The following is a 13,279-nucleotide window of genomic DNA, read 5'->3' as shown; positions in this document are numbered from 1 at the left end:
CCCCCGACCCTCTCAGACCGGACCTATCGCAAGGGCCGCCGGGCGGCGCGCACCGCGATCCCGGTGCTGCGCACTCGCGGCGAGGCCACCCGCGACCCGGCCGGCATCGGCCGGTCCATGGCGCGGGCGAACCGCTGCTGGGCCCGGTCGGCCTGCCGCTGGCTCGTCGTGCGCTCCCGGCCCAGCCAGCCGGCGAGCACCATGGCCGCGCAGGTGGCCAGTGCTGCCGGGACCAGCCAGAGGAGGATCGCCACCCGGACAGGATAGGTGGGGCTCGTGGGGCTGGTGGGGCGGCGCGCGGGCGGGCCCCGGTTTCGCCGGCCGGCGGGTGAAACCGGGGGACGAAGCCGGGCACACCGCCCACGAAACGGCCGGGTTCGCGCACCCGAGTGCCGTTTCGCCCCGGTTCTACGGCGTGCCGACCCATTCCTCGTCGCCGTCGGCGAAGAGCTGGTGCTTCCAGATCGGCGTGCGCTGCTTCAGACGGTCGATCAGCGCCCGGTTGGCGTCGAAGGCCTGACCGCGGTGGGCGGCCACGGCGGCGGTGACCACGGCGACGTCGCCGATCTCGAGCATCCCGGTGCGGTGGACCGCCGCGACGGCCAGGACGTCGAACTCCGCGGCCACCTCCTCGGCCACCTCGCGGATCGTCGCTGCTGCGGTGGGGTGCGCGGAGTACTCCAGCCGGGAGACGCCGCGGCCGTGGTCGTGGTCGCGCACCAGGCCGACGAAGAGGTCGAGTCCGCCGCCCTCGGCGTCGCGGACGGCGTCGAGCACCTCGGCCGGGTCGAGGGGGACCTCGCGCACGTCGACCAGCCGCACCACACTCACCGGTCTGAGCCTATGGTCACGGCGGTACTTTGGAGCAATGGCAGACCGCACTCCGGACCAGCCGGGAGACCCCGACGGCCATGACGGCCCCGGGGAGGACAACCCGTTCAAGGGCACGCCCTTCGAGCAGCTCTTCGGTCAGCTCGGGGGACAGCTGGGTGGTCAGTTCGGCGGCGCCGGCGGCCAGCTGCCCGACTTCAGCGCGCTGATGGGCCAGATGCAGGCGTTCCTGCAGCCCTACGACGGACCGGTCAACTGGGGCCTGGCCCACGACATCGCTCGCCGCACCACGGCCCAGGAGCCGGACCCGACGCCCGGGCGCGCCGACCGCGACCGCGTCGCCGACTCGGTGCGGCTGGCCGACCACTGGCTCGACGCGATGACCCCGCTGCCCTCGGGCGTCACCATCGGCGCCGCGTGGAGCCGCGCGGAGTGGGTCGAGCAGACGATGGACGTCTGGAAGGTGCTCGTGGGTCCGGTGGCCCACCACGTCACCGGGGCCGTGGACAACGCCCTCGGCGGCCAGCTGGGCGGGCTGCCCGAGCAGCTCAAGGGCATGGAGCAGATGCTCGGTCCGCTCACCGGCATGTTCAGCCAGCTCGGCGGCTCGATGTTCGGCCAGCAGGTCGGCTCGGCGCTGGGCGGGCTCTCGCAGGAGGTGCTCAGCGCCTCCGACATCGGACTACCGCTGGGCCCGGCCGGCATGGCGGCCCTGGTCACCAGCAACGTCACCGCCTTCTGCGAGGGCCTCGACGTCGGCGAGGACGACGTCGTGCTCTACCTGGCGCTGCGCGAGTGCGCCCACCAGCGGCTCTTCGCCCACGTGCCGTGGCTGCGCCAGCACCTGATCTCTTCGGTGGAGGATTACGGCCGCGGCATGACCATCGACGTCGCCGGCATCGAGTCCAAGCTGCAGGGCCTGGACCCCACCGACCCCAGCGGCCTGCAGGAGGCGCTCACCGGCGGCCTCTTCGAGCCCGAGCAGACGCCGGCGCAGAAGGCCGCGCTGGAGCGGCTGGAGACCACGCTGGCGCTGGTGGAGGGCTGGGTCGACGAGGTCGTCGGCCAGGCCACCGCGCCGCGCATGCCGGCGGCCGCGAAGCTGCAGGAAGCCGTCCGGCGACGCCGCGCGGCCGGCGGCCCGGCGGAGCAGACGTTCGCCGCCCTGGTCGGTCTCGAGCTGCGACCGCGCCGGCTGCGCGACGCCTCGGCGCTGTGGGGCTCGCTGCGCTCGCGGCTGGGCGCCGACGAGCGCGACGCGGTCTGGGCGCACCCCGACCTGCTGCCCAGCGCCGCCGACCTCGACGACCCGCTGGGCTTCAAGGCCGACGTCGAGGAGCCGGCCGAGATGAGCGACGCCGAGTTCGACGCCGAGCTGAGCAAGCTGCTCGACGGCGACCAGCCCGACGGGCCCGACGGCCCCGACGACAAGCGCGAGTGAGCCTGCGCGACGACGCGCTGGCCACTCTCCTCGGCTGGCAGCCGCCCGACGCCGGCCAGGAGGTGCTTCGCGCCACCTACGTCGAGCAGCTGAGCTCACACGCCGACGCCCTGTGGCGCGACGGTCGGCTCGACCACCTCACCGCCAGCGCCGTGGTCCTCGACGCCGACCGCCGCCAGGTGCTGCTCACGTTGCACCGTAAGGCGAACCGGTGGTTCCAGCTCGGCGGCCACCTCGAGCCGGCCGACCCGACGCTGGCCGACGCGGCGCTGCGCGAAGCCACCGAGGAGTCCGGCATCGACGGACTGCTACCGATGCCCGGACCGGTGCAGCTCGACGTCCACGAGGTGCCGTTCTGCCGTCCGGGTGCCCGCCATCTCGACGTTCGGTACGTGCTGCACGCCCCGCCTGGTGCGCAGCCGACGGTCAGCGCCGAGTCGCACGACGTGCGCTGGTGGCCGGTCGGCGAGCTGCCCGACGCCGAGCTCGAGCCCCTGGTGCGCCTGGCCGTCAGTCGGTGAGCTCGGCCAGGTCCAGGTGCGCCGCCGCCGCGACGCCCTCGAGATAGCCCTTCGCGCGCTCCGCGCGCGGGTAGGCGTCGACCAGCCGCCAGAACCGGGCGTCGTGACGCGGCTCCAGCAGGTGGGCCATCTCGTGCACGAGCACGTAGTCCGAGACCCAGTCGGGCATCTCCTGCAGCCGGTGGGAGAGCCGGATCGAGCCGTCGGCCGGGGTGCAGGAGCCCCAGCGGGCCTGCTGGTTGGTCACCCAGCGCACCGAGTCGGGTTCGGGGAGACCCAGCTCCAGCCCGAGACGGTGGGCGCGCCGCTCCAGGTCGGCGTCGCTGCGGCGGCGGCTGCCCTTCCGCTCGAGGCGCTGCAGCATCGTCTGCACCCACTCGGCCTCCTCCGCCCGGCTGAACCGCGCCGGGATGAGCACCACGACCTTGCCGTCCTGCCGGTAGGCCGAGACCGTGCGCGTGCGCCGCCGGGAGCGGCGCACCTCCACCACGGTCGACCCGTCCACGCCATCCACGCCATCCACGCCGTCCACCCCGTCGCGCTGGCGAGGCACCCGGTCGGCGGTCATGGACCGAGACTAGGACGCCGCACCGACGATCGCCGCGCACGGACGCGCGGCTGTGGACATCGCACCAGCCCTAGGTAGAGTAAGACCATGGTCGCTCGCATGACGATCCCCACCCGGCTGGTGCTGGAGGCGATGCTCGCCGAGCCGGAGCGGGAGCACTTCGGCCGCCGGATCGGGGAGGCCGCCGGGCTGCCGAGCGGCACCGTGCACCCGATCCTGGCCCGGCTGGAGCGAGCCGGGTGGTTGACCTCGCGCTGGGAGGACGTCGACCCCACCGCCGAGGGACGGCCCCGACGCCGGTACTACCGGTTGACGCCCGACGGCCTCGGCAGGGCGCGAGCCGCGGCGGAACGTGCTCGCCGGCCTGCGGTGGCGTGGGGCGGCGCGTCGTGAGCGGCCTCGGACTCGCCCTGCGGCTGCTGCCGGTCGAGGTCCGCGCGCGCTACCGCGAGGAGACCGAGGCCGACCTCGCCGACCTGCGCGGCCACCGCCGCGCGAGGTACGTGATCGGGTTCTGGCTGACCGTGCCCGCCCTGCGTCACGCCCTGCGTCGACCGCAGATCGGTCTCGACGGCCACCGCATTCGGCTGCGCTGCCGGCTGGGCCTGCACCACTGGCACACCTACCGCACCGCCGACAACGCCCCCTATCGCCGCTGCGACCGCTGCGGCCACGACGACGACCTCGGCCACCCGGTGGCGGGCGAGGGCAGCATGGCGGCCGCGATGAGCGTCTACCAGGCCACCCAGTAGGACGGTTGAATACCTGGCGTGAGCGAGACCTGGGACGACGGACCGGTCGCGGCGCTGCGACGCATCGCGTTCCTGCTCGAGCGCTCGCGAGCCGACACCTACAAGGTGCAGGCGTTCCGGAAGGCGGCCGCGGCCGTGCTCCCGCTGAGCGAGGACGAGGTGCGCGCGCGGGCCGAGGCGGGCACGCTCAAGGAGCTGCCCGGGGTCGGGGCGTCGACGGCCGCCGTCATTGCCGACGCGGTGGCCGGACGCGTGCCCGAACGGCTGGCGAAGCTCGAGCGCGAGGAGGCCGGCCCGCTGGTCGACGGCGGCACCGAGCTGCGAGCGGCGCTGCGCGGCGACCTGCACTCCCACTCCGACTGGTCCGACGGCGGCTCGCCGATCGAGGAGATGGCCTTCACGGCCATGGAGCTGGGTCATGAGTACCTGGTGCTCACCGACCACTCCCCCCGCCTCACCGTCGCCAACGGGCTCTCGGCCGCGCGGCTGACCAAGCAGCTCGGCGTCGTCGACGCCGTGAACCAGCACCTGCGCCAGCAAGGGGGCGAGGAGGGGTTCACGCTGCTCAAGGGCATCGAGGTCGACATCCTCGACGACGGCGGGCTCGACCAGTCCGAGGAGCTGCTCGACCGGCTCGACGTACGGGTGGCCTCGGTGCACTCGAAGCTGAAGATGGAGCCCGAGGCGATGACTCGCCGCATGATCGCCGCCGTCCGCAACCCGCGCACCAACGTGCTCGGCCACTGCACCGGCCGGATGGTGATGGGAAGCCGCGGCACCCGCGACCAGTCGCGGTTCGACGCCCGCGCGGTGTTCGAGGCCTGCGCCGAGCACGGCACCGCGGTCGAGATCAACGCCCGCCCGGAGCGCCGCGACCCGCCCGGGGAGCTGATCGACCTCGCCCTGGAGCTGGGCTGCCTGTTCTCCATCGACTCCGACTCCCACGCGCCCGGGCAGCTCGACTTCTTGATCTACGGCTGCGCCCGCGCCGAGGAGCACCACGTACCGGCCGATCGGATCGTCAACACCTGGCCCCGCGAGCGACTGCTGGACTGGGCCACGCCGACCCGATCGGACCATTGACTATCCGGGCTTCCACACCACTCCGCGACAGGTCCACACACCGTCCACAGAGTTATCCACAAGCAGTGGACAACGGTGTCCACCGGCCGGTTGACCGGCTCTGGAGACCGGCCTACGGTGGCCTCGGTCGAGGCCCCCGGGCACCCGGCGCCGCTGGCAAGGGGAAGGCGAGCGGCGTGGGTGTGGACGGGGGCTTCCCCCTTCTCGCTACTGCCCGGTGAAGGTGGGCCGACGCTTCTCCCTCGAGGCGCGCACGCCCTCTTGCAGGTCGGCGGTGGCCAGCGTGGCCGGCTGGGCCAGCGCCTCCCAGCGCAGCGCGGTCTCGAAGTCGCGGTGCCCGCCGTCGGCCAGCGCGACCTTGGTGTAGCGGCTGGCGATCGGCGCCGTCGCGGCCACACCGCGGGCCACGGCGAGCACGTCGTCGGCGAAGGTGTCGTCGGCGAAGACCTGCGAGACCAGGCCGATGCGCAGCGCCTCGTCGGCGTCGACCAGCCGGCCGGTCAGCAGCAGCTCGCGCGCGTGGGCCGCGCCGACGACGTCGGGCAGCAGGTGGGTAGCGGCCATGCCCGGGTGCATCCCGAGCTTGACGAACGGCGCGCCCAGCCGCGCGGAGGCGGCGGCGTAGCGGATGTCGCAGGCCAGCGCCAGGCACAGCCCGGCCCCGATGGCCGGCCCGTTGACGGCGGCGATCGTGGGCACCTGCAGCCGACGGACGGAGAGCCAGGCGCGGTAGAACGGCTCCATCCGCGCTCGTAGCGAGTCGACCGAGGCGTCGGGCTCGCTGGCGATCCACGAGGTGTTGCCCCCTGAGCAGAACGCGGTGCCCTCACCGGTCACCACGACGACGCGCACCTCGCGGTCGGCGGCGAGCTCCTCGACCGCCTCGACCCAGGCCGAGGTCATCTCATCCGACATCGCGTTGCGCTGGTCGGGGTTGTCCAGGGTCAGCAGGGCGACGCCGTCGGCGAGACGTTCGGAGCGTAGGTGCACGCAGCGCACAGTAGCGACACGCCAAAGAGCGCCGTTTCCCGCCTCGCGCCGCGCCGTAGCGGGTTGTCGTAGCCTCGAATCGGCCCACCGGGGCCGAACCAGACAGCGCAAGCTAAGGAGTCCGCCATGGCCGAGACCTGGAGCGGCGAGTTCTACTGCGTGAAGTGCAAGGAGAAGCGCGAGGCCAGCGGCGAGGTGCACGTCAACGACAAGGGCACCCGGATGGCGAAGGCCGACTGCCCCGTCTGCGGCACCAAGCTCAACCGGATCCTCGGCAAGGCCTGATCCGCTCGATCCACAGGACGACCGACCGCCGCTTGGCAGTCGCGGATCCGGCTGCTGACATGCAGGCATGCCTCGACGACAGCCTGGACTGCAGTTGCGCGCCGGCCTGCGGGTGCTGCGCCGTGCGCCCGACCAGGTGCAGATCGGCCTCGACCCGCACCACGCGATGGTGCTGCCGCTGACCGAACCGGTCCGCCGCACCCTCGACGTGCTCTCCTCTCCCGGTGCCCCCTCCCGGGCCGGTGTCCGGGCCGATGTCCGGGCCGATGCCGACGTGCTCGCCCGGCTGGCCGAGCACGACGCGCTCGCCCCCGCCGTCGACACCGGCGCCGAGACCGATCCGCCATCGGTCCACGTGCGTCGCTTCGGAACCACACCGTGGCCGGGCCTGGACCGGCTCCTGCGGCAGGCTGGCCTACGAGCCGTCGACCCTGCGCAGTCCCCGGTGGCCGCAGGCCTGCTGATCGGCGTGGGCGAGCCCGAGCGCAGCCTGCTCGACCCGTGGATCCGCGCCGGCCTGCCTCACCTGGTGGTGCGGGTGAGCGAGGGCGTCGCGGTGGTCGGCCCGTTCTCGGCCCCCGGCGACGGCGCCTGCCTGCGCTGCGTCGACGCCCACCACGCCGACACCGATCCCCGGTGGCCGCTGCTGGTCGAGCAGCAGATCGGCAGCGCCCACCGTGACGACGGCGTGCCCGACCCCGCTCCCCCGGCGCTGCTCGCCCTCGCCGCCGGGTGGGCGCTGACCGATCTGCTGGCCTTTCTCGACGGCGGCCGCCCGGCCACGTGGTCGGCCACGCTGCGCCTGCCACCCTCGCTGACCGGAGCCGAGCTGGTCAGCTGGCTGCGTCATCGCGCGTGCGGCTGCGGATGGAACAAGAGTCAGCCTCGGGGAGGATCCCCGCCTCACCACGCGTGGGTGAGGATGGAGGGGTGAACGCGGAGAAGAGCGACGACGACGGCAGCCTGCCGCGGCGCGCGATCAGCCGCTCCGCTCGGCTGGCCGCCCTCCCGATCGGCTACGCCGGGCGTACCGCGTTCGGCCTGGGCCGACGCCTCGGCGGCGCTCCGGCCGAGGCCGTGCTCGCCGACATCCAGCAGCGCACCGCCGAGCAGGTCTTCCGGACCCTGGGCGAGCTCAAGGGCGGCGCGATGAAGGTCGGCCAGGCGATGTCGATCCTGGAGTCCGCGCTACCCGAGGACATGGTGGCGCCCTACCGCGCCACGCTGACCCAGCTGCAGGACTCCGCTCCCCCGATGCCCACCCGCACGGTGCGTCAGATCCTGGCCGAGGACCTGGGCGCGGACTGGCAGCAGCGGCTGGTCGAGCTCGACCCCGTGCCGGCGGCCGCGGCCTCCATCGGCCAGGTGCACCGGGGCCGCTGGGTCGACGGCCGCGAGGTCGCGGTCAAGGTGCAGTACCCCGGCGCCGGCGAGGCACTGCTCTCCGACCTGCGGCAGGTCTCCCGGCTCGCCCGCACGATCGGCACCATGCTGCCGGGCATCGACGTCAAGCCGCTGGTCGAGGAGCTGCAGGACCGCGCCAAGGACGAGCTCGACTACGACCTGGAGGCCGAGGCTCAGGCCGCGTTCGCCACGGCGTTTCGCGACGCGCCCGGCCAGCTGTCGCGGATCGTGGTGCCCGACGTCGTCGACCACGGCTCCCGGGTGCTGGTCAGTGAGTGGCTGGAGAGCCCGATGTCGCTGGCCGGCATCATCGCCGATGCCACCACGGCCGAGCGCGACCACTACGGCGAGCTGTTCGTGCGGTCCCTGTTCGCCGGGCCGCAGCGCACGGGGATGCTGCACGCCGACCCGCACCCGGGCAACTACCGGGTGGTGCCCGACGCCGACGGCTCCCCCGGCGGCCTCGGCGTGCTCGACTTCGGCGCCGTCGCCCGGCTGCCCGAGGGCGGGCTGCCGCCGGCGATGGGCCGGCTGATCCGCGTGGCGATGCACGACGACCCCGCCTCGCTGCTGGCCGGGCTGCGCGACGAGGGCTTCGTCCGGCCCCGCGTCGAGGTCGACGCCGGGCTGCTGCGCGACTACCTCGCGCCGTTCGTCGAGCCCGCCAGCGTGGAGCGGTTCCGGTTCAGCCGGGAGTGGATGCGCGCGCAGTTCCAGCGGATCAACGACCCGCGCGAACCGGGCTACGCGCTCTCGATCAAGCTCAACCTGCCGCCCAGCTACATGCTGATCCACCGCACCTGGCTGGGCGCGATCGGCGTGATGAGCCAGCTCGGCGCCGAGGCCCCGTTCCGCGCCATCTTGGAGGAGTCGCTGCCCGGGTTCGCCGAGTAGGCGCTCACCAGTACTCGCTGTCGAGCTTGCCCTCCATCGAGCGCAGGTGCTCACGCGAGCAGCGATCGCAGAAGTGCCGCAACCGCCCGTGCTCGGTGGCCGAGGTCCAGGTCAGCGGCGGCTCGTCGGTCTCGGCGGTCGCGCCGCAGAACGAGCAGGTGACCATGCCGGCACGCTACCGGAGCACGCGACAGAGCCCCGGCTCGCGCGATGCGAGCCGGGGCTCCTCTCCCAGCGATCAGGTTTTCGTTGGGGTCCTACCGGCCGTGGCCGCCGTAGAGCATCCGGGCGAGCGCCAGCCGAGCGCTCTGGGCGCGGTCGGCGTGGCGGTCGAGCCGGCTATGGCTGCGGGCCAGGTCGTGATGTCGCAGGTTCATCTGCTTGCTCCGATCGAGAGTGGTCATGACGGTGGTGGTGTTCCTCGGGGTGCGGGTCAGGCGGCGGGCAGCGGGAGCGGGTTCTTCCGCGGACGGCCACGAGGGCGTTTGCGGGGGATCACGACGCCGTGGTCGAAGATCTCGCCACCCCACACGCCCCAGGGCTCGCGTCGGTCGAGGGCGCCTGCCAGGCACTCCGCCATCACGGGGCAGGAGGCACACAGGGTCTTCGCGAGCTCCAGGTCTGCGGGCGACTCGGCGAAGAACAGCTCCGCGTCGTCACCGGCCTGGCACGGCAGGCCGGTGGTCCGGCCCGGGTGGTTCACGTCGATGGTCATGGGTGTCACCTCCTCTCTGGTCGACCTGATCGCTGGTGGTTTCTCATCGCGGGATCCGGCGGCGCTGGAGGGCGGTGCCCCCCGAGAAGCACGAAGGCCGCGGATCCCTGTCGGGTTCCGCGGCCTGTGAGTGCCGATCGAGAGGAGTGACTCCCCTACGTCGCTGGACTCCAGGCCTGGGTCCCCGGGTGCTGCTTGATGGCGGCCGTACGCTCGCGGCCGGCAAACGTGCCGGCACCGGCGCAGGCGTAACCGCCCATGAGCACGTCAGAGGTGCTGTGGGACGGGGCCATCCAGATGGTGATGTTGCTCATCGGTCCTGCACCTCCTTGTCGTGCTGATCGGGCGCCGGTCGTGCCAGGACCGTGGTGCGCGTGGTGGGTGAGAACAAGGTAACCGCCGTGACGGTGACGCGCCAAACGATTTATGACGACAGAATTTCCAGCACGTCGTCGGCGTAGCGCTCGACCTTCGCAGGACCCACCCCGTTGATGCGCAAGAGCTTCTCCCGCGAGTCCGGCCGCACCTCGGCCAGCGCCTCGAGGGTGGCGTCGGAGAACACCACGAACGCCGGCACCTCGTCGGCCTCGGCCCGCTCCTTGCGCCAGGCCCGCAGCGAGGCGAACAGCTCCTCGTCGTAGGGCACCGGGCAGTCCTCGCAGTAGCCGCGGTTGCGCTGGCGCGCGGTGGTGAGGGCGAGGTTGCAGATCCGGCAGGTGGCCGGGCGCCGGCCGCGCTTCTTCTCCCCGCGCTGAGCCCCGCGCTGGCCCGGGACGCTCGCGGCCGAGACCCCCGCCGGCAGCAGGTCGGTGAGGAACCGCGAGGGCTTGCGGCGGGCCTGCCCGCCGGGGTTGCGCGCCAGCGACCACGTCAGCGTGAGGTGCTCACGGGCCCGGGTGACGCCGACGTAGAGCAGCCGCCGCTCCTCTTCGACCTCGGCCGGGGTGCTCGCGTAGGTGATCGGCACCGACCCCTCCTGCAGCCCGCACAGGAACACCGCGTCCCACTCCAGGCCCTTGGCGGTGTGGAGCGTGGCCAGCGTGACGCCCTCGGCGACCGGGGCGTGCTGCTCGTGGGCACGGCGCTCCAGCTCGGCGACGTAGCCGGCCAGGTCGGCCGCGGGGTTCTCCTGGGCCAGCTCCTCGGCCCGGGTGACCAGCGCCTGCAGCGACTCCCAGCGGTCACGGGCCTGACCCCGGGCCGTGGGTGCCTGGTCGGTCCAGCCGGTGGTCGAGAGCACGGCGCGCACCTGCTCGGGCAGCGAGTCGCCGGCAACGTCGTCGGTGCGCACGGCGCCCCGCATCAGCGCGGTGGCCTGGCGCACCTCCTGCCGCTCGAAGAAGCGCAGCGCTCCGCGCACTACGTAGGGGATGCCGGCGCTGGTCAGCGCCTCCTCGAAGGCCTCGGACTGGGCGTTGATCCGGAACAGCACCGCCGTCTCGCGCAGCGGCACTCCCGCGCGCCGGAGCCGGGTGATCTCGCGGGCGACGGCGTCGGCCTCGGCGACCTCGTCGGGGTGCTCGGCCCACGCGACATCGGGACCTGCGTCGCGCTGCGACTGCAGCCGGACGCTCGCGGTGGCGGTGCCGGCCAGCAGCCGGTTCGCCACGTCGAGCACCTGGGGGGTGGAGCGGTAGTTGCGGACCAGCTCGACCGAGGTGCAGCTTTCGAAGCGGCGAGGGAAGTCGGTCAGGTACGACGCGCGGGCCCCGGCGAAGGAGTAGATGGTCTGGGCGGGGTCGCCGACCACGCAGATCTCGTCGCGGCCCCCCACCCACAGGTCGAGGAGCGCGGACTGGATGGGCGAGACGTCTTGGAACTCATCGACCACGAAGAATCGGTACTGGCGCCGGATCTCGGCGGCGACGCGCTCGTCGTCGGCCAGGATCGCGGCGCCGCAGAGCAGGACGTCCTCCATGTCCATGCGGCCTTGGTCGCGCTTGAGCTGCTCGTAGCCCTCGAAGAGCCGGGCGACCGTGGCGTGGTCGAGCCCGGCGACCTCGCGGCCGCGGGTGGGGGCGACGCGGGCGTAGTCCTCGGGGCGGACGTTGCTGACCTTGGCCCACTCGATCTCCGAGGCGACGTCGCGCCGGCGGGCCTGGTCGGTCTCGACCTGGTGGCGGCGGGCGGCGGCCGCGACGATCGGGATCTTGGTGTCCATCAGCTCCGGCGGCTCGCCGCCGTAGACCCGGGGCCAGAAGTAGCGCACCTGGCGCAGCGCGGCGGAGTGGAAGGTCCGCGCCTGGACCCCGCCCGCGCCCAGCGAGCGCAGCCGGCCGCGCATCTCCCCGGCCGCCCGGGTGGTGAACGTGACCGCGAGGACGTGCTGGGGGTCGTAGACGCCGGTGGCCACCCCGTAGGCGATGCGGTGGGTGATCGCCCGGGTCTTGCCGGTGCCGGCACCCGCCAGGACCCGCACCGGACCCCGCAGTGCCTGCGCGACAGCGCGCTGCTCGGGGTCGAGGGCCGCGAGCAGGTCGTCAGACGTGGGCATCCGGAATGGTCCTCCGCGACAGGTTGTTGAGGTGCTCGACCAATCTAGACGCGCGGACGGACACTTCCATGGCTGCCTCCACAGGCCCCTCGTTCACGATGTACCGCACCTCGTGGTGCGGCTACTGCCACCGGCTCTCCGGCCAGCTCGAGCGGGAGGGCATCCGCGAGGGCGAGACCTACGAGGTCGTCGACATCGAGCGGGTGCCGGGCGCGGCCGAGATCGTCATGGCCGCCAACAACGGCAACCAGACGGTGCCGACGCTGGTCTACTCCGACGGCACCGCGCAGACGAACCCGTCGCTGAAGCAGGTCCAGGCCAAGCTCGGCGAGCTCTAGCTCACCAGCCGCCGGGCAGCGGACCGCCGAACCACGTCTCCAGCAGCGCGTGGCTGATCGAGATGCCGCCGGGCAGCAGCAGCTCGCGGGTGCGTGAGCCCTCCGCCACCTGCTCGCGGGTGAACCAGCGCGCGTCCTCGATCTCCTCACCGTCCACGACGACCTCCGTGGACTCGGCGCGGGCGAGGAAGCCCACCATGAGGCTGGCCGGCAGCGGCCACGGCTGGCTGCCGATGTAGGTCACCTCCCCGACGCGGACCCCCGTCTCCTCCAAGACCTCGCGCCGCACCGCCTGCTCCATCGACTCCCCCGGCTCCACGAACCCGGCCAGCGTCGAGTAGCGCCCGGGCGGCCAGGAGGGATTGCGACCCATCAGGATCCGGTCGTGGGGAGCCTCGCCGTCGATGACGGCCATGATGACCGCGGGGTCGGTGCGCGGGAACTGGCTGCGGCCGCACACGCCCGTGCAGTGCAGCTCGTGCCCGGCGTGGGTGGGCTCCAGCCCCCCGCCGCAGCGCGGGCAGAAGCGGGTGGCCTCGAGCCACTCGGCGATGCCGAGGGCGTGCACCAGCAGCTCGGCGTCGGTGTTGTGGACGATGGGCAGGGCGCCGCGCAGCGCGGTCCAGCGACCCGCCGGCGGATCGGTGTCGGCCAGCACCCGGTCGGCCACGACCGCGAAGCGCACCGCGCCGTCGCGCTGTGCGGTATCTCGTTGACCGAGGAGCACCCGGATCCCCTCGGGCGCCTGGTCGGTGGGCACCCAGGGCACCGTGTCGCCGTCGACGACGAACCGGGAGCCGGCCACGACCAGCACCCGCGTGTCGGGGTCGGCCCAGGCCTGCGCCAGCCACTCGTCGTCGACCCGGTGCTCGGCGACGCGGTCGTGCGCGCGCAGTGAGAGCGCGATGGGCGGAACGTCGTACTCCACAGCACAGGATTAGCACGACGTCAGCCGGGGCTCAG

Annotated in this window: 18 protein-coding genes; 9 read left to right on the top strand and 9 right to left on the bottom strand. The window is 73.2% G+C overall.

The genetic code is table 11. The annotated features are described in order from the left end of the window. Window positions 1–23: 23 nt before the first annotated feature. Together D9V37_RS02890 and D9V37_RS02885 are read right to left on the bottom strand one after the other, a co-directional pair. Window positions 24–254 (bottom strand): hypothetical protein, encoded by a 231-nt coding sequence (locus tag D9V37_RS02890; RefSeq protein WP_121804586.1) that lies wholly within the window; start codon window positions 252–254, stop codon window positions 24–26. Window positions 255–408: 154 nt separating this feature from the next. Further along, window positions 409–831 (bottom strand): molybdenum cofactor biosynthesis protein MoaE, encoded by a 423-nt coding sequence (locus tag D9V37_RS02885; protein ID WP_121804585.1) that lies wholly within the window; start codon window positions 829–831, stop codon window positions 409–411. A 37-nt stretch (window positions 832–868) separates the two neighbouring features. Here D9V37_RS02885 and D9V37_RS02880 point away from each other — a divergent pair, with 37 nt between their 5' ends. Both D9V37_RS02880 and D9V37_RS02875 read left to right on the top strand, forming a co-directional pair. Next, entirely contained in the window at window positions 869–2,272 is a 1,404-nt protein-coding gene (locus tag D9V37_RS02880) for a zinc-dependent metalloprotease (RefSeq protein WP_121804584.1), read from the top strand. Further along, the gene (locus tag D9V37_RS02875; RefSeq protein WP_121804583.1) at window positions 2,269–2,793 is read left to right on the top strand and encodes an NUDIX hydrolase; all 525 of its coding nucleotides are present in this window, start codon (window positions 2,269–2,271) and stop codon (window positions 2,791–2,793) included. The genes D9V37_RS02880 and D9V37_RS02875 overlap by 4 nt, the downstream gene beginning before the upstream one ends. Here D9V37_RS02875 and D9V37_RS02870 read toward each other — a convergent pair. Further along, window positions 2,783–3,361: a M48 metallopeptidase family protein gene (locus tag D9V37_RS02870; RefSeq protein ID WP_121804582.1), complete on the bottom strand. Its 579-nt coding sequence runs from the start codon at window positions 3,359–3,361 to the stop codon at window positions 2,783–2,785. The two genes, D9V37_RS02875 and D9V37_RS02870, sit on opposite strands and share 11 nt — an antisense overlap. An 87-nt stretch (window positions 3,362–3,448) precedes the next feature. Here D9V37_RS02870 and D9V37_RS02865 point away from each other — a divergent pair, with 87 nt between their 5' ends. The 3 genes from D9V37_RS02865 to D9V37_RS02855 are packed head-to-tail and all read left to right on the top strand — an operon-like array spanning window position 3,449 to window position 5,196. Continuing rightward, window positions 3,449–3,754: a PadR family transcriptional regulator gene (locus D9V37_RS02865; RefSeq protein WP_198412326.1), complete on the top strand. Its 306-nt coding sequence runs from the start codon at window positions 3,449–3,451 to the stop codon at window positions 3,752–3,754. Continuing rightward, complete coding sequence (locus tag D9V37_RS02860) at window positions 3,751–4,113, top strand: hypothetical protein (RefSeq protein ID WP_147455849.1); 363 nt, start codon at window positions 3,751–3,753, stop codon at window positions 4,111–4,113. Before D9V37_RS02865 ends, D9V37_RS02860 begins: the two co-directional genes overlap by 4 nt. An 18-nt stretch (window positions 4,114–4,131) precedes the next feature. Then, window positions 4,132–5,196 (top strand): PHP domain-containing protein, encoded by a 1,065-nt coding sequence (locus D9V37_RS02855; RefSeq protein ID WP_121804580.1) that lies wholly within the window; start codon window positions 4,132–4,134, stop codon window positions 5,194–5,196. Window positions 5,197–5,403: 207 nt separating this feature from the next. Here the strand turns inward: D9V37_RS02855 and D9V37_RS02850 are convergent, their stop codons facing one another. Continuing rightward, complete coding sequence (locus tag D9V37_RS02850) at window positions 5,404–6,186, bottom strand: enoyl-CoA hydratase/isomerase family protein (protein ID WP_232524702.1); 783 nt, start codon at window positions 6,184–6,186, stop codon at window positions 5,404–5,406. Between the two features lie 126 nt (window positions 6,187–6,312). On the opposite strand from D9V37_RS02850, the gene D9V37_RS20365 reads away from it, so the two are divergent. The 3 genes from D9V37_RS20365 to D9V37_RS02840 all read left to right on the top strand — a co-directional run bounded on the left by D9V37_RS20365 (window position 6,313) and on the right by D9V37_RS02840 (window position 8,769). After that, the gene (locus D9V37_RS20365; RefSeq protein ID WP_198412325.1) at window positions 6,313–6,471 is read left to right on the top strand and encodes a DUF5679 domain-containing protein; all 159 of its coding nucleotides are present in this window, start codon (window positions 6,313–6,315) and stop codon (window positions 6,469–6,471) included. Between the two features lie 67 nt (window positions 6,472–6,538). Then, the gene (locus D9V37_RS02845; RefSeq protein ID WP_147455848.1) at window positions 6,539–7,405 is read left to right on the top strand and encodes a hypothetical protein; all 867 of its coding nucleotides are present in this window, start codon (window positions 6,539–6,541) and stop codon (window positions 7,403–7,405) included. After that, the gene (locus D9V37_RS02840; protein WP_232524701.1) at window positions 7,402–8,769 is read left to right on the top strand and encodes an ABC1 kinase family protein; all 1,368 of its coding nucleotides are present in this window, start codon (window positions 7,402–7,404) and stop codon (window positions 8,767–8,769) included. The genes D9V37_RS02845 and D9V37_RS02840 overlap by 4 nt, the downstream gene beginning before the upstream one ends. Window positions 8,770–8,773: 4 nt before the next feature. On the opposite strand, the gene D9V37_RS20360 is transcribed toward D9V37_RS02840, so the two are convergent. The 4 genes from D9V37_RS20360 to D9V37_RS02830 all read right to left on the bottom strand — a co-directional run bounded on the left by D9V37_RS20360 (window position 8,774) and on the right by D9V37_RS02830 (window position 11,978). Further along, window positions 8,774–8,935: a hypothetical protein gene (locus D9V37_RS20360; RefSeq protein ID WP_198412324.1), complete on the bottom strand. Its 162-nt coding sequence runs from the start codon at window positions 8,933–8,935 to the stop codon at window positions 8,774–8,776. Between the two features lie 91 nt (window positions 8,936–9,026). After that, entirely contained in the window at window positions 9,027–9,173 is a 147-nt protein-coding gene (locus D9V37_RS20170) for a hypothetical protein (RefSeq protein ID WP_158604361.1), read from the bottom strand. 29 nt (window positions 9,174–9,202) lie between these two features. Beyond that, entirely contained in the window at window positions 9,203–9,484 is a 282-nt protein-coding gene (locus D9V37_RS02835) for a WhiB family transcriptional regulator (protein WP_121804577.1), read from the bottom strand. A 424-nt stretch (window positions 9,485–9,908) separates the two neighbouring features. Then, window positions 9,909–11,978 carry an ATP-dependent DNA helicase UvrD2 gene (locus D9V37_RS02830; protein WP_121804576.1) on the bottom strand — a complete coding sequence of 690 codons (2,070 nt, stop codon included), beginning with the start codon at window positions 11,976–11,978 and terminating at the stop codon, window positions 9,909–9,911. A gap of 68 nt (window positions 11,979–12,046) precedes the next feature. Here D9V37_RS02830 and D9V37_RS02825 point away from each other — a divergent pair, with 68 nt between their 5' ends. Beyond that, window positions 12,047–12,316, top strand: a complete 270-nt coding sequence (locus tag D9V37_RS02825) for a mycoredoxin (RefSeq protein WP_121804575.1) — start codon at window positions 12,047–12,049, stop codon at window positions 12,314–12,316. 1 nt (window position 12,317) lies between these two features. Here D9V37_RS02825 and nudC read toward each other — a convergent pair whose 3' ends face one another. Beyond that, window positions 12,318–13,244, bottom strand: coding sequence for an NAD(+) diphosphatase (gene nudC / locus D9V37_RS02820; RefSeq protein ID WP_121804941.1), 927 nt, complete (start codon window positions 13,242–13,244; stop codon window positions 12,318–12,320). Window positions 13,245–13,279 lie beyond the last annotated feature (35 nt).

It is taken from the genome of Nocardioides mangrovicus (genome assembly GCF_003674065.1).
GTDB classification, from domain to species: domain Bacteria; phylum Actinomycetota; class Actinomycetes; order Propionibacteriales; family Nocardioidaceae; genus Marmoricola; species Marmoricola mangrovicus.
This window is presented reverse-complemented; position numbering and strand designations above follow the sequence as displayed.

What these genes read in the sequence shown, in the direction of transcription:
- D9V37_RS02880 (WP_121804584.1), top strand. Translation starts at nt 869, where the DNA reads ATGGCAGACCGCACTCCGGACCAGCCGGGAGACCCCGACGGCCATGAC.
- D9V37_RS02870 (WP_121804582.1), bottom strand. Translation starts at nt 3,361, where the DNA reads ATGACCGCCGACCGGGTGCCTCGCCAGCGCGACGGGGTGGACGGCGTG.
- D9V37_RS02865 (WP_198412326.1), top strand. Translation starts at nt 3,449, where the DNA reads ATGGTCGCTCGCATGACGATCCCCACCCGGCTGGTGCTGGAGGCGATG.
- D9V37_RS20365 (WP_198412325.1), top strand. Translation starts at nt 6,313, where the DNA reads ATGGCCGAGACCTGGAGCGGCGAGTTCTACTGCGTGAAGTGCAAGGAG.
- D9V37_RS02845 (WP_147455848.1), top strand. Translation starts at nt 6,539, where the DNA reads ATGCCTCGACGACAGCCTGGACTGCAGTTGCGCGCCGGCCTGCGGGTG.
- D9V37_RS20360 (WP_198412324.1), bottom strand. Translation starts at nt 8,935, where the DNA reads ATGGTCACCTGCTCGTTCTGCGGCGCGACCGCCGAGACCGACGAGCCG.
- D9V37_RS20170 (WP_158604361.1), bottom strand. Translation starts at nt 9,173, where the DNA reads ATGACCACTCTCGATCGGAGCAAGCAGATGAACCTGCGACATCACGAC.
- D9V37_RS02835 (WP_121804577.1), bottom strand. Translation starts at nt 9,484, where the DNA reads ATGACCATCGACGTGAACCACCCGGGCCGGACCACCGGCCTGCCGTGC.
- D9V37_RS02830 (WP_121804576.1), bottom strand. Translation starts at nt 11,978, where the DNA reads ATGCCCACGTCTGACGACCTGCTCGCGGCCCTCGACCCCGAGCAGCGC.
- D9V37_RS02825 (WP_121804575.1), top strand. Translation starts at nt 12,047, where the DNA reads ATGGCTGCCTCCACAGGCCCCTCGTTCACGATGTACCGCACCTCGTGG.